The 20,447-nt window shown below is 39.3% G+C and carries 17 protein-coding genes and 1 pseudogene; 1 reads left to right on the top strand and 17 read right to left on the bottom strand.

What is annotated here, in order from left to right:
- Nucleotides 1–24 precede the first annotated feature (24 nt).
- Complete coding sequence (locus tag AC4ME5_RS04365; protein ID WP_491800132.1) at nucleotides 25–987, top strand: DUF6574 domain-containing protein; 963 nt, start codon at nucleotides 25–27, stop codon at nucleotides 985–987.
- Between the two features lie 228 nt (nucleotides 988–1,215).
- Here the strand turns inward: AC4ME5_RS04365 and AC4ME5_RS04360 are convergent, their stop codons facing one another.
- From AC4ME5_RS04360 to AC4ME5_RS04280, 17 genes and pseudogenes are all read right to left on the bottom strand, one after another.
- Nucleotides 1,216–3,246, bottom strand: a complete 2,031-nt coding sequence (locus tag AC4ME5_RS04360) for an ATP-binding cassette domain-containing protein (RefSeq protein ID WP_491800130.1) — start codon at nucleotides 3,244–3,246, stop codon at nucleotides 1,216–1,218.
- Nucleotides 3,239–3,817, bottom strand: coding sequence for a hypothetical protein (locus AC4ME5_RS04355; protein WP_491800129.1), 579 nt, complete (start codon nucleotides 3,815–3,817; stop codon nucleotides 3,239–3,241). Before AC4ME5_RS04355 ends, AC4ME5_RS04360 begins: the two co-directional genes overlap by 8 nt.
- Nucleotides 3,818–3,828: 11 nt before the next feature.
- Nucleotides 3,829–4,521, bottom strand: a complete 693-nt coding sequence (locus AC4ME5_RS04350) for an ABC transporter permease (RefSeq protein WP_084939962.1) — start codon at nucleotides 4,519–4,521, stop codon at nucleotides 3,829–3,831.
- A 23-nt stretch (nucleotides 4,522–4,544) separates the two neighbouring features.
- Entirely contained in the window at nucleotides 4,545–5,408 is an 864-nt protein-coding gene (locus AC4ME5_RS04345) for an ATP-binding cassette domain-containing protein (protein ID WP_084939961.1), read from the bottom strand.
- A gap of 472 nt (nucleotides 5,409–5,880) precedes the next feature.
- Complete coding sequence (locus tag AC4ME5_RS04340) at nucleotides 5,881–6,474, bottom strand: TlpA family protein disulfide reductase (protein ID WP_109289561.1); 594 nt, start codon at nucleotides 6,472–6,474, stop codon at nucleotides 5,881–5,883.
- Nucleotides 6,471–6,692, bottom strand: coding sequence for a hypothetical protein (locus AC4ME5_RS04335; RefSeq protein WP_109289560.1), 222 nt, complete (start codon nucleotides 6,690–6,692; stop codon nucleotides 6,471–6,473). Before AC4ME5_RS04335 ends, AC4ME5_RS04340 begins: the two co-directional genes overlap by 4 nt.
- 142 nt (nucleotides 6,693–6,834) lie before the next feature.
- On the bottom strand, nucleotides 6,835–7,758 hold the full coding sequence (locus AC4ME5_RS04330) for a helix-turn-helix domain-containing protein (protein ID WP_109289559.1): 924 nt from the start codon (nucleotides 7,756–7,758) through the stop codon (nucleotides 6,835–6,837).
- Nucleotides 7,759–7,912: 154 nt separating this feature from the next.
- Complete coding sequence (locus tag AC4ME5_RS04325) at nucleotides 7,913–8,773, bottom strand: DUF4299 family protein (protein ID WP_491800125.1); 861 nt, start codon at nucleotides 8,771–8,773, stop codon at nucleotides 7,913–7,915.
- Nucleotides 8,774–8,893: 120 nt separating this feature from the next.
- Nucleotides 8,894–9,880 carry an oxygen-dependent tRNA uridine(34) hydroxylase TrhO gene (trhO, locus tag AC4ME5_RS04320; protein WP_020899966.1) on the bottom strand — a complete coding sequence of 329 codons (987 nt, stop codon included), beginning with the start codon at nucleotides 9,878–9,880 and terminating at the stop codon, nucleotides 8,894–8,896.
- A 131-nt stretch (nucleotides 9,881–10,011) separates the two neighbouring features.
- A complete protein-coding gene (locus AC4ME5_RS04315) occupies nucleotides 10,012–10,308 on the bottom strand; it encodes a bacteriocin immunity protein (RefSeq protein ID WP_491800123.1) in 297 nt (98 codons plus the stop codon).
- A 68-nt stretch (nucleotides 10,309–10,376) separates the two neighbouring features.
- Nucleotides 10,377–11,044, bottom strand: a pseudogene (locus AC4ME5_RS04310) (CPBP family intramembrane glutamic endopeptidase).
- Between the two features lie 160 nt (nucleotides 11,045–11,204).
- On the bottom strand, nucleotides 11,205–12,689 hold the full coding sequence (locus AC4ME5_RS04305; RefSeq protein ID WP_221160302.1) for an ABC transporter substrate-binding protein: 1,485 nt from the start codon (nucleotides 12,687–12,689) through the stop codon (nucleotides 11,205–11,207).
- Between the two features lie 107 nt (nucleotides 12,690–12,796).
- Nucleotides 12,797–13,720 (bottom strand): carbohydrate ABC transporter permease, encoded by a 924-nt coding sequence (locus AC4ME5_RS04300; protein WP_000818344.1) that lies wholly within the window; start codon nucleotides 13,718–13,720, stop codon nucleotides 12,797–12,799.
- 13 nt (nucleotides 13,721–13,733) lie between these two features.
- On the bottom strand, nucleotides 13,734–14,663 hold the full coding sequence (locus AC4ME5_RS04295) for an ABC transporter permease (RefSeq protein ID WP_000714584.1): 930 nt from the start codon (nucleotides 14,661–14,663) through the stop codon (nucleotides 13,734–13,736).
- A gap of 200 nt (nucleotides 14,664–14,863) precedes the next feature.
- Nucleotides 14,864–16,744 (bottom strand): beta-N-acetylhexosaminidase, encoded by a 1,881-nt coding sequence (locus tag AC4ME5_RS04290; RefSeq protein ID WP_491800119.1) that lies wholly within the window; start codon nucleotides 16,742–16,744, stop codon nucleotides 14,864–14,866.
- Nucleotides 16,738–17,607: an ROK family protein gene (locus AC4ME5_RS04285; protein WP_491800118.1), complete on the bottom strand. Its 870-nt coding sequence runs from the start codon at nucleotides 17,605–17,607 to the stop codon at nucleotides 16,738–16,740. The genes AC4ME5_RS04290 and AC4ME5_RS04285 overlap by 7 nt, the downstream gene beginning before the upstream one ends.
- Nucleotides 17,608–17,706: 99 nt before the next feature.
- Nucleotides 17,707–20,352, bottom strand: a complete 2,646-nt coding sequence (locus AC4ME5_RS04280; protein WP_491800116.1) for an alpha-mannosidase — start codon at nucleotides 20,350–20,352, stop codon at nucleotides 17,707–17,709.
- Nucleotides 20,353–20,447: the final 95 nt, after the last annotated feature.

Genomic DNA, 20,447 nt, shown 5'->3' with positions numbered 1-20,447 from the left:
GATCATAAAAAAGGAGGTTCCACCATGACACAAGAATGGTTTGAAAGCGCCGATCTTGAGAAGAAATCAGCTCAGACGAAATCGGAAATCCAGCCCGACCAACCAGAGACTTCGGATACTGTAGAGACCGAACCACAAGCAAGCCAAGAAACTCCTATCTCACCTAAAGAGTCGGAAAGGCATGAGGAGGAAGCTCCCGAAACGATAGAAGAAGCCCAAACAGAGGAAGAGGGAGAAGGGAAAGCTGAAGAGGGACACAAGCAAGAAAAACCTGTAAAAGAGAAAAGTATCCTCAGCAAGGCTTTAGAAAGCCCCTATATCCCAGATATTGACCCTCGTAAAACAGCCAGATTAAAAGCAGAAATCGCACTATTTTGGACTTGGCTGCTGGACGCTATCCAAGAACCAACTACCAGCAAGAATACGGACCAAAAGCATCGTTATAGTGTCTTTGCCCTACTCACCTTGCTGTCGTCAATCAACCTTTTCTTTAGTATCTATCATATCAAGCACCTCTACTATGGCTATATGATTTCTATTGCTAATAGTTCTCCTAACCAGTTCCCACCTTTAGATCTCTTTGCTGGCCTTTCTATCTTGGTCGCTAGCGCTCTATTTTACTTTTCCATCATTCTGGGAGGCTTTACTGTCCGACGTGTGCTGGACCAGGAGAACGACTTCACATTCCAAGAAGCCTTTGATCGGTATAGCAGACTTTTTGCTATCCCACTTGTTCTAACGGCTCTAGCAAGTTTCTTTGCACTCTTTGGTGGCTTACGATTTGCTGGCATCCTCACTCTTCTAAGCATGGCCATCTTTGCCCTTGGCAATCTCTTTGTGATTAGTAAACCAAGTAAGACTAGTGGCCTTGACCCATTCTATCGTTTCTTACTAGCTGTCTTACTTGATGGTGCTATTCTCTTACCCTTCTTCATTGCAGAGCTCGCGCTGACAGTAGACTACCTTCGCATCCTGACCTTCTTTTAACTAAAATCCCTGCCATTTGTTAATGACAGGGATTTTTATGCTTACTCTTTTTTGGACAAGGTCTACTCGATGCTTGCCAATTCCTCAAAATCTTGTCCTAGGATGGGTTTTATTCCTAAAGTTCAGTCGTATGATAACATTGCTATGAAACTCATTATTCCAAATATTTTGCAAATTAGTTATAGGTAAAATGAAGATTAGAAACCACCAATCTCCATTTTTTAACTTTTAATGAAATTCATCCATATTAATAACTTTGCTTGCTCTAGCAATAACATCCTTATCATGAGTCACGACAATAACAATCTTTTCCTCGTTCACTAATTTCTCAACCTCATTTAGAAATAATTCAGTTGAGTTTCTGTCCAAATTTCCTGTAGGCTCATCAAATAGATAGATGTCCTTTTCTTGCGACAAACTCCTCATGAGTAGAATTTTTTGTTTCTGACCTTGCGAAATATTGGTGGCTTTCCCATCAATCTGATGACTCAGAGATACATTGAGATTCAGACTATCAAGATTATTTAATTCATAGTTTTCCTTATTAAATAGGGTGAAATTAATATTTTTTGAAACACTTCCAGGGAATACATGAAATTCAGATGAATACACGCTTAAATAATCCAAAATATTAGTCTCCTCTAAAGTAGAAAAACTTTCCATTCCATTCAGTACAATATCACCCTCTGTTGGAGAAGATAATCCCTGAATAATATTCAAAAGAGATGATTTCCCAGTTCCATTACCACCTGTAATAACGGTTAATTCACCACTATTAAACTCGAAATTTAATTTATTAAACACCAATCTTTCATCCCATTTTTTACATAAATTCCGACATGACAACTGTTTAATTTTAGCTACTGAAACAGGAATAACATCCCTTTTCGCTTCTACCTCCTCTGTTCCAATAAACTCAAAGGAATATTGACTTTTTTTCAATGCTACCCAAGATGTAATTAAAGAACTTAAAATGCTGGATAAAAGTAATAGAATCAAAATACTATTTGCATACTCTGCTATATGTTCATAATCTCTCATAGAAATTATAGTAGCAATCAAAAATGAACCAGTTAAACCTATAAATATCTGAGTAGAAGCTAATAATCTATTGGTAATATGCGTACTATCTAGTTTCGTTCCCAACAGTTCATTGAGTCTTTCATTAAATTCTTTGATAAAGTCGCTAGATTTTTGGAAACTTATAATATCTTGCAAACCATAAATTGTATTTTCTACAAGAGAACTAAAGTTAGAACTCTTAGCAATAAATTCTCGCTGATTTTTTACAACTTTTCGTATCTCAAAATTTACATATAAACCAAGAATAACTATAGATAAGCTTGTAACTGCGAAAATAATGATATTCAATTTTAATAGCAATAATAGTAGCAAGCAAAACACTAAAAGTTGTACCTTTAAGTAAAATTTTTGCATAATACCTGTTGCTGATAACAATAAATTCCAAAAATAACTACTAACATACTCATAATTCTTAGTTAAAGAAAAATCATTTAATTGGTTCTGATAAAAAGAGGACAGAATATCATTTAAAAAATCATTTTCAATCTTTCCTTTTAATCTTGTTTCCAATATAGAAAACTGCCAATACAAATATGAACCTAATATTATTGAAGCGAGACTAAATAACTGAAAGCTAAACTGAATATTAAGCAGATTAGACATTGTTATTTGTAGAAAAAAAGCAATAGTAACTGGTAAGATAATTTTGGCTATTCCCAAGAAAAAGATTGCAAACTTCCTCTTCCAACCAAGTGAAGCTAGAAATCTATGATATAACTTATCTGCATAGCTCAAAGTAACAACACCTTTTTTATCTTCTAAATTAACACTCTCACTCTTTTGGGGAATTAAAACAACTCCTACACTCTGACTAAAAAGTTCTAATCTTGAAATTTTCTCAATTTCTTCATTCGCAGGATCGGAGACCGTCAATGAATTACTATCTCCATCTAATACAACAATATAATGAGGCAAACCAGCTCTTTCTACTACCATCAAATAAGGAAATGATACGTTATTTAATAAACTAGGAGTATCAATTTGATAAGAATCCGCATCAATACCATAGCTTTTTAATACATCTTCTATTTCAAACAAAGACAGTCCTTGGTGATTATTATTATCAAATTGTAGACTATCTAAATGTTCTAATTTGGGGAAATAATAAGAAATGATTGTCTTTACACAAGCCATTCCACAGTCCAGCAAAGTTGCTTGTTTATAGTGACTAACCATTATTTTCTCCTTTTTCAACACTTATCTTACTATAACCATCAACTTCAATGACGCTATTCGAAGTTTGATTTGTGGTAGGAACCCTTAAAATTTCCCCGGTATTATTTGTATGCAAAGTATAAATCCCATCAAAATCTTTAGGAACTGTAATAGATACATCGCCAACAAGAGTATCTATAAATATTTTTTCGAAAGTAGTATTTTTTCCTAAGGAAATAGTTACATATAACTTGTCTTTTCCTTCTGAACTCAGAGCCAAATTAAAACCATGTTGTGAAAATGGTAGATATAGACTATCTGAACTCATTTTAACGTTTTTAGATATATTATTCGCTGATTCTTCGGAAACTTTTCCTTCTATTTGAACACTTGTTTCATCTGATTCACTCTTGACAACTTTAACATCAATTGCTTGCTTTGATCCATAAAACTCTAACGTTTTAATATTTTTAGAAGAGAGAGTCCATGATTGTTTCACACTGATTGTTGTCTCTCCTCGTTTTAAGGTTAATAAAATTCCAGCTACTACAAACAGTAACAACAGTCCAATTACAATTCCTATTTTTTTCATCATTAGTCCTCCTACTTAAATTCTTTTTTACTAAATACAGCTAACGCAAGCACAAGTACTGCTATACTCACCACTATAGGATAGCATACGTTTGTAAGGGTAAATTGACTGATATCTGGTGATGCTTTCAAATTTAAAGTCATTAGTAAATAGTCTCTCACACTCTCACCAGAGTTTGGAAGGACGTAAGCCAATAGGTTATCAAATAGTAAAATGTAGAGTGTATAAATCATACATGATTCATAAACCTTATCAAATATTTGAAAAATCAATAAGGAGATACTGATAATAACCAAATAGTATGGTAGCTGGTGTAAAAATGTCGAAATAATCAACACCATGTCCCCTTCCAAATAAACAAGAGCTGCTAAACTATAAAAAATAGACACATATAATAAAGACAAACAAAAGGTTCCCAAAGTTTTATATAAAAATAACTTCCATCGTTGTTTTTCTTTTGTGAGCAAAATATTAATCGTACGGAAACTATAATCTTCTCCCCAGAAAAATAAATTGGCAGAGATGAAAAGTAAAGGAATAAAACCACTCACGTTTGAAATCAACACTCGAAATGCCGGCTCATTTTCATTTGATGACTTAAAAAACAAGGAGAATAACAAAACTAATAACCCTATCAACAAACTAGGAAGCACTCCTCTTTTTTCCCAGTAAAATTTATACATATCTGCCTTAAGAGAATTCATGACTCTCCTCCTTTCTTAAATCATCAGATAATATTACGCAAATAGTAGTCCTCAAAGCGTTCCTTCTTAATATAAATATCCAGTATCACTAGATTTGAAGTAACACAATATTGCAAAATAGCCATTAATTTTTCCTTCTCTGCCACAACCAGATAGTCATCCTGCTCAAAATGAACAATGCCCTCTTCTTCTAAAAACATTTTTAGAATCTGATTATCACTTGTCTTTAGGAAAATTTTTTCAGATAAATCATTCGCTAGCTCTTTTGAACTCATCACATTTAGAATTTTTCCCTTTTTCATGATGATATACTTATCTGTTATAAATTCCAATTCTGACAGAATATGACTCGAGATTAAAAAAGTAACTCCTAACTGATCCCTTAAATTCAAAATCATTTTTCTTAAATCTGAAATCCCTTGAGGATCTAAACCATTCACTGGTTCGTCTAGGATAATGAGCTCTGGATTATCCAACAGCGCAATCGCAATCGATAACCTCTGCTTCATTCCAAGGGAATAGTTTTTTACTTTTCGATTCCATGACGATTCAGGCAAGTGAACCAATTCCAACATTTTTGTGATATCTGTCTTTAAACCAAATCTTGTCTTGTAATATTGCAAGTGTTGACGTCCAGTCAAGTTTGGATAGAGGGCAGGTGATTCGATAATACTGCCAATCTTATGCTGCGAAACACTCTCTATTTCTCCCTTATCAGCTCGAATTAGTCCTAGGAGAATTCTCATTAATGTTGTCTTTCCAGCACCATTTTCACCGATAAGACCACATATTTCTCCTCGTTCAATATCAAAGGAAATATTATGGAGAACCTGTTCTTTCCCATATGTTTTATCGATATTTTTAAGACTTAAAATCACACGATTCATAGTTTCTCTCCTTCATTATATTAAAAAAGTCTCTGACAAGGAATGAACCCTGCCAGAGATTTTTAGCTTACATTAACTCCAACAGAAGAACCCAATACCTGTGAGCATTCCATAAATACCGAGTGGTGAAACAGCACAAAATTGACCTGCTACAATGTGTCTTTTATGTTTATTACTTAGTTTTTTCATTATTTAACCCTCCTTTTAATCCCAACAAAAGATACCTACTCCATATCGAAGACCTATAATACAAAAGCGACCTGCTACAATGTGCTTTTTATTTTTGTTACTTAGTTTTTTCACTACTTCATCCTCCTATTTAATCCCAACAAAATATGCCTACTCCATATCGAAGACCTATAATACAAAAGCGACCTGCTACAATGTGTCTTTTGACACGTCCAGTTAGTTTTCTCATCAGAAAACCCTCCTTTTAAAAAATTTTTTATAATAACCAAATGAGATTCTCATTTCAGTTATTTATTAACTGTTTTAAATCTTTAGATAACATTTCTTCGCTTCCTTGTTCAACATAAATTTCTTTCACTATCCCATCTTTATCCACTATAAAGATAGTTGGAATAGCTTTTACATCCAAGAACTTAAAAGCTTGTAAATCTTGATCTATATAAACTGGAAAGGTAAAACCCTGATCCCTTAAAAATTGATGAGAGGTTTCAAGTGTTTCACGTTCCCCATCAACTATATCCACCATAAAGAAATCAACTTTATCTTGATATTTATCATAAAGGCGCTGAATGATTGGGAGCTCTTTTTGACAATCAGGACACCAACTAGCCCAGAATACCACAACCTTTGGTCTAAACTTATACTCTGACAGTTGAACCTGCGCTCCCTCATTGGAGGTCAACAATGCATTCTTGAATGTTGTATTTTTAGTTTTTGAAATATATTGTTTTATTTCCTCTTCTTTTTTTAAGAGAAGCTCTTGTTTTGTTTCTTCTTGATGATGAGATTCTTGGTTTTTATAGTAAAATCCTGCTAAAAATAAAGAAGCTATCACAAGAATAAACATTGCCTCTACAACATGTTTTTTTGACATCATGGATTGTCCTCCACCTCTGAAATTTTAAAACTTTCGATAATAGATAATTCTTCTGGTAAGATTAAAACTCGCTCTTCGCCAGCATCTAAAATTGCTAAACGGAATGGTTCCTTGTTCAACTCTATTTGTACCAACCTTTGCTCAGTCGTGTTATTTCGAACTATCAAACTGTGGCGAGTTTGTGTAAAAGTCTCTAGCGAGATACTAAAATCTTCCATTTCCATCTCCTACCCAGAAAACCAAAAACTAAGACTTAAGAATACTGCAAATCCAAACATTTTTCTTTCCTCCTTATCTCTTGTTCTTTATGATTAAAGTATAACGCTTTCAAAAAGAAAAAAACATGACAAAAATGTCATGTCAGCTCTTCATTTCCTCAAAAGTTTTTAAATCTTTTTCTTTTTCTCCTAATATACGCGCTTCTAATACTGAGTCCCCAAATGCTTGAGCACAAACAATAGCTCTGTCATATAATTGGATAGCTTTTTCCTTATCCTGTTTATGAAATAAGGTACACATAGCATCTAGCATATCAACAATTGGCTTGTTTTGAAAATCCTGCGATATAGTCATCAATGTGTTCATTGCCTTAACATAAGGCTCAAAAGTGGAGTAAGATTTTTCCATCCATTGAACAGCTAAAGAATCAAGCACAGTTCTTTTTAACATATAGGCTGTCTCTAAATCTGATGAATTTGTTTCTCTTATAAGTTTTTTAGAAAGCATCCAAAATAGTTCAGGATTATACTCAGTCGGTCTTGCTAAACATGAAACAAAGTACAGCTTTATCAAAAGCAAATCATTCACCGAGTAGTTTTTCCTTATCTTTACTTGCTCAAAATACTCATCAAGCAAAGCATCGCCAAACCCTGCATCTTCACTTACAAAGACATCAAAACTAGCTTGTAAGGCACTAACAGCAATCTGCTCATCCTCAGGTAGACTGTCATAATAGTGTTCGTAAACTCTTTCAAACAACTCTTCCTTAACCTGGATTCTATCATCATCTCCATAAGTTTGAAACTTAATAAGTTTATCCTTTACTATCAAGTACTCTGAAGGTAAAATCATATGATCCATATCTACTATATGTGAAATTGGACAACCTAGTTTGTAAGCTATATACTCTACCTTAGATAAACTTGGGGAAGACTGCCCTGATTCAATCCGTGCTAATTGGCGCACCGTTATCTCAGTTTCATCATCACAAAGAGTTTCACGAGTGATATGTTTCATCTCTCGCAACATTCGGATTCTTTTACCTACTTCCTTCTTGATATCCATCTCAAGATCTCCTGATCATTATTTAACGAACAATATTCTATTTTTTGTTATATTATACTATTTTTCATTGAACTAAGCAATTTTTGAAATTTCACATTACAAAACCTAACTAAGCTAAACTATCTTTCGCATGCTAAATAGCAGTTGACCTGCTTTACTTTTCTTGTGCCAATTCTTCAAAGTCTTTTCCCAAAATGGCTTGTACTTCTAGTTGATTGGCATCTAGTTGGTGGTAAAATGCTGTTGGTAATGACTCTAGGAATCTTGCATAATCCAAGCGAGCGATGGCTTCATAGTCTTCTGCTTTTGAGCCATCACCAGAAATCGTCACTAGGTCAATCTCCCAAATAAGCTCCTTGCCTGCCAGCTGCTCGGTATAAGGAGCTGGTACAAAGGGTTCCTTTGGTAAAATCGTCTTGACTCCCTGGGCTAGGTGATAGATACCGTGTACCTTGCCTTGGGCGTCTGGGTAAAATTTCACACTGGCAAGGTAGGCATCAGATCCTTGAACCTTCTTGACTAGCTCTTCAAAACGTGCCAATCCATCCTCAGCCAAAAAGCTCTCGAGGTATTCCTTGTTGAGATAGATAGGGGACAAGAGTCCTTGGCAGTATACCAGACGAGCCGCCTTATCCGCTAGATAATTCTTGACCGTTTCTCGGAAATAAGCTTCAAAGTCAAATCCTTCTAGTCCTTCTACTGCCTCACCCAACTTGTTTGATAGGGCTTGGAGGAGAGCTTCTACAATCTCCCAGTCCGCTCTAGTAAGGAAGTCTGGAATCACCACTTGGTAGCCTTTTCGACTATCCGCATAGTTCACCTTGAAGAGAAATTGCGACTGGCCTACAATTCCACACTCGATATACTCGAGACGATTGAGGGGCTGACGGAGATAAACCGCATCATAACTGTGTGACTCCAAGCCCTCCACCAAAGCCAAGATGGACTTGGCAGTCAAGATCTCCTGTTGTCCTAGAATACTTTCTTTATTTGGGATAAAAAATGTTTTCGCCATAACTGGCCTCCTTTGAAATCGTTTACACATAGTATACCCTATTTTCCTGAAAGATACAGAAACAAATTTTAGATTTTTAGATAAAAAGCATAGAAAAACAGCCCTTAGGGGCTGTTTGCTTTATACTGTAGCGGCTTGATCCAAGCTTTCACCGATAGCTGCTAGGCGCTCGATTACTTCTGCTTGTGTCAATTCATTTTCTGAAACATAGCGGTTGCGTGGGTGAACACGGCACTCGTGTGAGCATCCACGAAGGTACTTGTCTTCATTTTCTTCTGATGTTAGGATACGACGGTTACAGAAGGGATTGCCACAGTTGACATAGCGTTCACATGGTGTTCCATCAAACCAGTCTTTCCCTACGATGGTTGGGTTGACATGGTTGACATCGACTGCGATACGCTCGTCAAAGACGTACATTTTCCCATCCCAAAGTTCACCTTGGACTTCTGGGTCTTTACCGTAAGTTGCGATTCCTCCGTGCAATTGGCCGACATCTTTGTAGCCTTCACGGACCATCCAGCCTGAGAATTTCTCACAGCGCACTCCACCTGTACAGTAAACCACGACACGCTTGTCCATGAATTTTTCCTTGTTGTCACGGACCCATTGTGGCAACTCACGGAAGTTGCGGATGTCTGGGCGGATAGCCCCACGGAAATGTCCTAGGTCATACTCATAATCGTTACGTGTGTCAAGAACCACTGTATCTTCGTCAAGAAGGGCTTCTTTAAACTCTTTTGGAGACAAGTAAGCACCCGTCGTTTCAAGTGGGTTGATGTCGTTATCAAAATCGTTGTCTTCCAAACCAAGGTGGACAATTTCTTTCTTGTAGCGAACAAACATCTTCTTGAAGGCTTGTTCATTTTCTTCGTCAATCTTGAACCAGAGGTCTTCCATACCTGGGAGGCTGTGAACGTAGTCCATGTATTTTTGAGTTGTTTCGTAGTCACCTGAAACGGTTCCGTTAATTCCCTCATCAGCGACTAGGATACGGCCTTTGAGACCAATTGATTTACAGAAAGCCAGGTGATCTGCCGCAAATTGCTCTGCGTTTTCAATTGGAGTATAAAGGTAGTAAAGTAAGACACGAATATCTTTTGCCATAAGATTTGTTCTCTTTTCTATTCTTAAATTTTCAGAATTTTTCATTCAACTATACTAGTATACCCACTTGGGAAAACGAATGCAATTTATTTGACCGGAAATTGTATAGAGAGATCTGCCACTGCACTTTATCAGTAACCATAGCGAATAAAAGATAATTCTCTCAATTTTTTGATTTGCTTAGCTTGACTTTCTGACAAACCCAGCTTATTGTCAATCAACACGCGTGAGATGTCAACGTTCATTTGGCTCAGAATAAATGGAGTAGAGGTTCCATCATCCTCTAATCGTTTTTTATAAATCACTAACTGATTTTTCAGGGGAGTAAGTTGAGGCGCAGCCTTTATATCTTCCAATAGATGATCAATGATGGTCATGGCTTCACAACGCCTTTCGCTTCCTCCAGCAAACCATTTTAATGGTGTCATACTCATTTCCCTCCTGAAATTCGCTTATAAATTGAAACACTATAATTCCTAACTTTCATGCTAATATTTTACCCAAATACCCTATGTAAAAAAGTCAACAAAAATGGCAAGGTCGCTACAATATTATTGATCACATGCACCGCATAGGAAGGATAAATGCTCTTGGTATAGCGGGTCAAACTAGCAAAGATGATGCCAGATGTTGCAAAGACGAAGATATCTAACAAACTAGGCAGGCTTGAAAAATGAGGAAGAGCAAATAAAGGCCAAATCGCGAATGTTTAAAGAAGGCGTGTTGAAGTAATCCTCTATAAATCAATTCTTCCATCAGGGGCACTAGAAAGAACAGAGTTAGATAAATACCGAACTCGGCAAAGTTGGTCCCACTATAACCGATCAATACAGCCCAACCTTCAGCAGTTGACTGAACATATCTAGCTGTCTGAATATTAAAAGATATATGAACTACCGCTACTAGGACTGTCAAAATCGAATACCAAAGCCATTTTTTTCTTGGAATGCGAAAGAGATAACCATAGCCTGTCTTAACCAGAATCCAAATCATGACTCCACTAAATAGCAGACTTAAGACATTTTGAATCCAGAAGATATTTCCTACCTGAGAAGAAAATTGCCAATAATTTTGAACAATAGACGTCAGCTGATAAAGACCAAATACGAAAAATAGGTAAGACAAGACTGCACTCATTTTGAAAAGAAGACGATATTTTTTCATAATAAATCCTCTATAGATGTATGTGTATCACATCGCATAAACCCTCAGAACCACTGTTTTCATTTTTTCATCCTAAAAATCACTACCTCCCCTAGAGAACTAAGGAAGGCAGTGATCACATTTTTAGGAATTAGGAATGAATACACGAAATCAATCGTTCTTATGATTTTTTGTTTTTCAAGAATTCGTCGTATTGTTTTTGCATTTCGTTCAATACTTTTTCGTAGGCACCTTCAGATTTCAATTTTTCCATCAATTCTGGGATTGCTTTATCTGGATCTACAGTACCAGTGTTGATAGCTGTATCGAATTGTTGCATTGTGTTAGAAATTGCTGAGATTTCAGATTTCACACTGTCAGTGTTAAAGATGAATCCAAGTGCTGGAGATTCTTTAGCTTCTGCCAATTGTTTCTTAGAATCTTCGATTTGTTGGTCTGTAACGTTTTCGTTGATGTAAAGGATCCAGTTGTTACCAGTGTTCCAACCTGACATGTGAGTGTTTCCTTTGTAGGCATCAAGGACGCGGACACGGTTTTCTTTACCTTCAACTTTTTCCCAGTTCTTGCCTTCTGGACCGTAAACAAGACCGTTCAAGAGTTCTGGGTTCGTGTTCAAGAGGTTCAACACTTCCATTGATTTTTCTTTGTTCTTAGAGTTGTTTGAGATGACAAAGTTAGCAACTTGTGTTGTTTGGTTTTTCTTGATAAAGTTAGTGATTGGTTTGATTTGGATGTCTTTGTTCGCAACACGTGAGAGCAAGCTGTTACCGTAGTCAGCTGGTCCTACTGTTTCTTCACGAACGAACCAAGTATCTTGTTGAAGGTCAAATGAAGTGTCGCTTGTTGCTACGTCTTTTGGAATGTATCCTTCTTCATAGAATTTGTGAAGAGTCTTCAAGTGTTCTTTGAAACGAGGCACTTCGTAACGGTTTACGATCTTAGTAGTGTCTCCTTCAAGGTCGATAACAAATGGAAGTCCATTTGGTACTGGGTAGTCAAAGTTATCAGATGGGATAAAGTTCTTCGTAACCGCAAATGGTACTACGTCTGGAGCTTTTTCTTTGATTTGTTTCAAGACTGGTTCAAGTGTTTCGTATGAAGTGACACCTGAAATATCGATACCGTATTTAGCAAGAAGTGTTCCGTTGAAGGCAAAGTTTTGAGATGATGCAACGTTGGCTGCAACTGGAACTGCGTAGATCTTACCGTTTACAGTGTTCCCTTTGATGTAAGCTGGGTCAAGTGCTTTGTAAAGCTCTGCTCCTTCTTTCTTGTACAAATCAGTCAAGTCAGCATAAGCACCTTTTTGAGCATTTACAACATAGTTAGATGCAAATGCGATATCATAGTTTTCACCAGATGATGTGATAACAGACATTTTCTTATCATAGTCACCCCATCCAAGGTATTGGATATCCAATTTAGCACCGACTTTTTCTTCGATGATTTTGTTTGCATTTTCTAGCAATTCATCCAAGTTGTCTGGTTTGTCACCGATTTGGTACATTTTGATTACAGGTTTTTCACCTGAAGTAGTATCAGCAGCTTTTTTGTTGTTACCTGTAAGGTTTCCACAAGCAGCAAGACCAGCAGCCAAAGCGACTACGCTAGCAGATGCAAAAGCATATTTTTTCCAGTTTTTCATGATAAAAACTCCTTTTTTTGTTTTTAAACTTATAAACGATTTAATGATTTTTACTTCAATCACCAAGATGAAGTTGGGAAGAGAGAAACGGTGTTTCTCAGCAAGTGCTATTCTTTCACACCACCGATCGTCAAACCTTTAACAAAGTAGCGTTGGAAGAATGGATACAGAATCGCGATTGGAAGGGTTGCAACAACAACCATGGCCATACGACCTGTTTCTTTCGGTAGAGCAACTCCCAGTTGGCCAGATAGGCCGACTGCTTTTGCAATGTAGTCCATATTTTGCTGGATTTGCATGAGCAAATATTGCAGTGGATACAAGTTATCACTCTTGATGTAAAGAAGAGCATTGAACCAGTCATTCCAGAAACCAAGAGCTGTCAAAAGCGTGATGGTTGCGATACCTGGAAGTGACAATGGCAAACAGATCTGGAAGAAGATCCGAGCTTCACTGGCACCATCGATACGAGCAGATTCGAGAATGGCTTCTGGAATGGTCTTCTTGAAGAAGGAACGCATCAAGATGATGTTGAATGGTGAGAGGAGCATTGGAACAATCAAGGCCCAAACGGTATCACCAAGTTGAAGCAGGCGAGTGACCACGATATAGCCCGGTACCAAACCAGCATTGAACAACATACTAAGAAGAGCGAAGATCGTAAAGAATCTGCGGTACTTAAAGGTTGTCCGTGAGATGGCGTAGGCATAAGTTGTCGTGATGAAGACATTGGTCACTGTTCCGACTACAGTTACAAAAACTGAGATAAAGAGCGCTTGGAGGATCTTATCTTTAAACTGAGCTAGGAACTGGAATCCATCTACACCAAATTTCGAAGGGAAAAAGCTATACCCATATTGGAGGATGCTCTTTTCGTCTGTCACTGAAATGATGATAACGAAGATAAAGGGCAAGATACAAGAAAGAGCGATCAAACCAGAGATGATACTAAAGAAGATATCTGCTTTCTTACTGAAGGAGTGAATGCCGACATTATCGATTTTTTCTTTTTTAATTTTCTTTTCTGCCATATTCTCCTCCTTTCTAGAACAAAGCTGAGTTTGGATCAACTCGTCTTGCAAGCAAGTTTGATAGGATAACCAGTATCAAGCCGACAACGGATTGGTAAAGACCGGCTGCTGAAGCCATACCGATATCTGCTGTCTGAGTCAAACCATTAAAGACATATACATCCAAAACGTTGGTTACATTGTAAAGCTGACCAGCATTGTGTGGGATTTGATAGAAGAGACCGAAGTCTGCGCGGAAGATATTTCCGACTGCAAGGATGGTCAAAACTGTCACAAGTGGAGTCAACTGAGGAATGGTTACGTTGCGAATGCGTTGCCACTTGCTAGCCCCGTCCACTGTTGCTGCTTCGTAGTAGGTTGGATCAATCCCCATGATCGTCGCATAGTACATGACACTGCTATATCCAAAGCCTTTCCAAATACCTAGGAAAAGGAGAAGGTATGGCCAAATGCCTAAGTCAGCGTAGAAGTTGACTTCCTTCATGCCAATGGATGTTAGGAAATGGTTGAAGACCCCTTTGTCAATGTTTAGGAAGGCATCTGTAAAGAAACTGATGATAACCCATGACAGGAAGTAAGGGAACAACATAGACGTTTGGAAAATCTTAACCATTCTCTTAGAGCGAAGCTCGCTGAGGATGATGGCAATCCCTACTGATACAATCAAACCGATAAAGATAAAGCCGAGATTATAAAGAACGGTATTTCGAGTGATGATAAAGGCATCTTTTGAACTAAACAAGAATCTGAAATTATCTAACCCGACCCATTTACTATTCACAATACTATCTATGAAACCATTACTGGTCATATGGTAGTCTTTAAAGGCGACCACATTCCCAAATACTGGAATGTAAAAGAATAGAATCAACCAGAGTGCCCCTGGTAAAACCATCAAGAGAAAGATCCAGTTATCTCTCAAGGTCTTTGAAAACTTTTTCATAATTTCCTCCCTTTTTATTCCTAAAAACTGATTTCATCGAATTTTTAGGTTTGATAACGATTACATAATTAGTATACTCTTATTTTAAGAATAGTTTAAACTACTAATTATAGAAAAAACTCCACAAATTATTTTATGTGGAGAAGTTTTTTATAAGAAATAGGTTTCACGAGAAACACTCTGACTCGGAAAAAAGACCTTTAAGTCGTATAAATCGTCGATGCGGTCGCAATAGTGTGCCACTGATTGGCTGTAGTTGCTGTGAAATCCTTGTCTGCGTAGAAGTCAGTAAATGGTAGGATCTCAACTTCTAATTCTTCGATGCGGTCAATCTGATCAGACAGATAGGCTTCGATACGGCTTTCTGCTCGCTTGATACGTTGCAAGAGTCCGCCCATACGGATATCGACTGTATCCAAGCCAAAGACCTTATTTTCTTTCAACCATTGGTAACTAAAGAGAGCATGGAAGTTTTCAATCTCGCTTCTGAGTTTTGGTAATTCTTGTCTGGCGATTTCTTGCAGACCTTCTTTATCGTTTACTTGGTAGGCCTGACGGATACGTCGTCCCACATCCACTTTACTGCTTAAAATCTGGTTCAATTGAGCCTGAGTTTCAAAGAGATAAGAGTAGTCACCAGCTTTTTCTTTGATAGCAGCAAGCGTTTCAGCGGCCTGAGCGAAGTGCGGTTTGTCCTGTTCAGGTGTCATGTGTCTATCAAGAATCGGGCAAAGAACATCCTGATAAAAGACATAGCGGTTGGGATTGATACCACTGAGATTGCCTGGTAGATCTGGCAAGAGGTTGGCTAGATCAATCTGCATAAAGTCCTCAACCGATAGACCTGTATTGGTCTTGAAGTGTGCAGACAAACGGTCTAGGTCATTGCGGTAGCTGAGTTCTGCCCAGATTTGCAAGCTGGGTAGGATAGAAAACTGGGCTGTCTCGCCACCGTTATCCCCCCAACCCGTCACGATGACTTCTTTGATTTGATTGGCACGACAGGCTTTGTTGGCCTCCATAGCGATGAGACGGCTGAAATGGTTGTTGGGCGTAAAACCGATCCACTTCCAAGCTCCGCCTGCAAAGGCAATATCTTGGCTAATCTTGTGGTGATTGCGGAAATTGCGATTGTATTTTTCCTCGCTATCCTGATAATAATCCCAGTAAACCAAGGTTACACGGTCTTTTAGACGGTCTAGGTAGATACGAGTTTCCTCTGGAATCTCCACGTCACGGTCATACTGGCCATCCGCTGACATGAGCTTAAAGAACATATCGCTCCACATCTGACAGTGGAAACCATACTTGTCAGCAATATCCAGTACACGCTCCAAGTGTTGGCACATAAGGAGACTACGGTCCACAACGCCGTTCAAGATGAGGTAGCGCCCCAAACCAACCAAGTGAGCCTCGTCCATCCCGATATTGACCTTGCGAGTCTGCAGTTTAGATAGAGTGGCAAACATGCCATCAATCAGGTCATACACCTTTTCTTCTCCGATGAGGAGAATGTCCTCCACATCACGAAGTTCCTGCACTTCTTTGACACCCCATTTGACGAAGGCTGACAAGTGGGCCAAGGTCTGGATGCAAGGCACAAAGGTCATGTCAAACTGCTGGGCATAGGCTTCGATTTCCTGCAACTCTTCAGCCGAATAGGCTCCACGGAAATAACCAAAGTATGGCTGCCCCTCAATCTGGTAGGTGTCTTCCATGTAGAGCTCGAAGGTCGAGTAACCCATGAGAGCCAAGACTTCAATCATCTGCTTGGCAGAAGCCACATTCAGCACCGCATTGCGGGAACAGTCTGCCATGTAGGCTAAATCTTCATAAGCCGCCTGCTCCTCAATCTCTACTTTGTCAGCTTCTGCTAGAGCCGTTGCCAACAAGGACAAGGCGCGGTAGAGTTGGTGAGGTTTGCGATAGGTTAGTTGATAGTATTCGCTTTCACCCTTGATAGAAATAGAGGCTTGATCAGACTGAGTGACTGCCACTTCCACATCTGGTAGGGAAATGTGACTTTTTAAAACCTCAATAGCTTGCGCTTGTTTGGGACTAAGTCCTGTAAATCTTACCATTGGTTTTCCTCCTGTAGCCAGTTGACAAGGGCACCGTAGAGATTGGCATCTGCATGATAGGTGCAAGCTTGGATAACAGGTGCGACCGTGTATTCTTCGTAGGTATCGACAAAGTTACCGACAGCCTTCTTGACACCTTGAATAAAATCAGGGTTTTGGCTGATGGAGCCACCTAGGCTAATGACATCTGGATCGATGAGATACTGGATATTGAGCAAGCCTTGAGCCAGATTGCGGTTCATACGCTCAATGGCTTCTTGACAAAGAACATTGCCAGCTGCGGCCTCTTGGTAAACCTTGCGTCCGTCCCAGTCAGTCTGACCAGATTTTTCAATCACGTATCGCACCATGTTCCCTGTAGAAGCTAGTTGCGACCAGTTATTGAGCTTTTCTGCTGGGGCAATGGTTGTCATGTAGCCAAACTCTCCCCCCAAGCCGTGTCGCCCTCGGTGAAGCCTACCATTGATAATCATAGCTCCGCCAATTCCTGTCCCAATCACGACACAGGCTGCATTTTCAATCTCTGGGTGAGCCAGCAGTTCACTAAGTCCAACACAGTTGGCATCATTTTCTAGATGGACAGGCAGCTGATGATGAGCAAGGGCCTCATACCAAGAAAAACCGTGAATATAAGGTACGGCACTAATTCCCTCAATCACACCTGTTTCTTGATTGACCGCGCCTGGAACACTCATAGCAATACCCTTATAATCTTTCTCCGACAGACGTTGGTCTAGCCATACCATTAAATCTTCTAGGGTTTCTGGTGTCAGTGTACTTGTCTTATCTAGTATCTTTCCATCAGGAGTCAGACTGGCAAACTTAATCCCAGTCCCTCCGATATCAATGGTTGCAATGATCATTGTTCTTTACCGTAAAAAGGGGCGAATCAGTAGTTAGTCCTTACTCTTTCGCCCCTCCTTTCTATCTCATAGTATTAGTTATCAAACACTTTAAAACTGTTAAATGTCTTCTTTTTTGATCAATTCTGTACGAATTTCTTGTGGTGCTAAGAGTCCTGAATGAACGGGATATGGTCGCTCAAGCAAGTCCAAAATGGTTTGTTGGTGTTCTGATATGCGAACATTTTCTTGGCTCATATTGTAGTAACGGAGGACATATCCTTCTTCATTTTCCGCCACTTTAAAGGCTGTTGGGCAAACTTGTGGTAAGCTGAGTGCCGCATGACTCAAGAGGCTACCAGTCGCAGCAACACTTCCTTCTTGTTTAGCAACTTGAAGACTAGTGAATGGTGTTTGGAAGGCTTTGGCACGACGGAAGGCTGAGAAGCGTTCCCCTGCTTGGTGGCATTCAAGAGCAAACTCGACTTCAAACTCGCGCAAGCACTGAGCCTCTGGTGTTGGGAAGTAACCCCAGTCACCTAGCTCACCTGAGGCACGAAGAATGGTCACTGCAATGGTGTCGTCTCCAAGGATTTCATACTCGTGCAGTCCTTTATTAGCCACCGTCACCCCTTTTTCATCATCATACAGGCTGACGAAGGCTTGTTGGTGTTGAGGATTTTCAGGATTTTCCCATGAAGTTGCTGGTTTATTTGGTCGTGTCACCACCTCATAAATGCTTTCCGAATCATTGCTTGGACACGTATTATGAGTCTTGACCAAGAGACGGATACGGTGGTCCTTAGCGGTGTTGGTAAAGCGAGTCTTGAAGCGGATTTGTGGATTGTCAACAAAGACGGTCATCTCTGTTTCCAGAGGAAGGGTTGTCAATTCTTCTGAGCGCCCAGCTTCACGCGTCATAAACTCGATGATACCTCTTTGTTCCGCATCCAGTTTTTCGTCTGCACTTACTGGAATTGTCAATTCATGCTTGAGCAAGATCTTGGCAAAACGAGCTGTATTTTCCAAGACTTCACAGCCTTTGAGTTCTGCGTAGATAGGCTCTGTTCCTTTTGGTTGGAAATAGATGTACTCATTTCCGATGTCACCACGGTCTTCAAAGCGAACAACATCTTCATAAGCTTCATGAGTTGTCTTGTCGTAGACTGTGATATTTTCATCCACACTTACCGTTACAAATGGCGTATCAATCACCCCATTTTGGTAAATACCATCACGGTGTTCTTGTTCCCCTTCAAGCAATTGGAAGGTTGTCCAAGAAAGTGGTGCCAGATGAACAGGTACTGTCACGCGCACTTGTCGAGCGATACGAGCCTGACGGAACTTGTCTTTTGGCAAATCATACTCAAAGTTAGCTCCCAGATCTTCGATTTTCGCTTCTACAGCATGGCCTTCCAAGTCTTCGACACGATAGTTTGGCAAGGTCAAGGCTGCCATCTTCTTATAGCCTTCTGTTGGATGCAATTCCTTGAAATCACAAATCGCCACATCAATCACTGTGCTGACAGTGTCAGCCTTGTCATGCAAGCCTGTGTTGATGACCGTAAAGAGATGGTCACTTTGAGCTTCCTGAGTTGCTATTTTACCCTTCCACTCGTTGAGAAGGTTGGTCTTAACAAAATTTCCGACTTGGTTGACCTTAGCAAAACGTGTCTCCATCTCGCGGTGAACCTCATCCACGCTACAGCCACAGATGCTATCATGGGGTGCATTTTGTAGAAGAACTTTCCAAGCATAGGTCAACTGGTCCTTATGGTTGTGGCCGCCAGTGATGACAGTCAATGGTTCCACCACTTGTTCTAGCAAGTTGCTATTTTCTTGGAAGGCTTGTTTAAGGTAGATACGAGAAGATGCTGTATTAGCAAGTGTGTACCAACCGTCTGTTTCTTGACTGGTCAACTCGCCTGTAACCGTTGATAACTGCTCTGGTAGGGCACTTTCCACAGCTTGAACATATTCATCAAAAGAACTATGAACAAAGGTTACATCTGGGAAGAGTTCATTTGCCACACGAATGGCTTCGCTCAGATTTTTCTGGACAGGTTGGTGGTCACATCCGTTCATCATCAACCATTGGTTGGTCGAAGCATAATCACGCACATCTGCCAATTTTTGTTTCCAGAAAGTCAAGGCTTGCTCCTTGTCAACAGGGATTTCATTCCCATTACTGTACCAGTTGGCAAAGAGGATACCGAGGACACGACTTCCATCTGCACCCTGCCAGTACATTTCTGAGAACTGGGAAGTGAACTGCTCGTCTTCGAGTACTTGGTTGTCAAATCCAATCGGCTTGACACCACGACCAAAAGCTGCTACGTGAATACCTGATTTTTGAAGGATTTGAGGAGCTTGTCCCATATTTCCAAAGGTATCTGGGAAGTAACCAATCTGGGTTGATTTGCCCCATTTTGCACATTCTGCTTGACCAATCAAGGTATTGCGGACGTTAGCTTCACTTGAGATCAAGTAGTCATCCTGCAAGATGTAAAAGGGACCAATTTTGAGTTTACCTTCGTCAATGTAACGCTGAACCTTGTCACGGTTTTCAGGGCGAATTTCCAAGTAGTCATCAAGGACAATGGTTTGACCATCCAAATGGAAGCTCTTGAACTCAGGATCATTTTCAAAAAGATCAAAAAGATTATCAAATAATTCCACCAACTGCATACGGTGGCTTTCAAAAGGTAGGTACCACTCACGGTCCCAGTGGCTGTGTGAGATAATATGTACGACAACATTTTCCATGAAGTAAAACCTCATTCTAACTTAAATTTTTATTTTTAACGTTTTAAACGTGAATTTGTGATTCTTTCCTAGAATCAATTGAGCGAAAGCATGCT

It is taken from the genome of Streptococcus sp. A69, from assembly GCF_058556195.1.
Note: the sequence above shows the minus strand (reverse complement) of the source record. Positions and strands in the feature narration are given on the sequence as shown.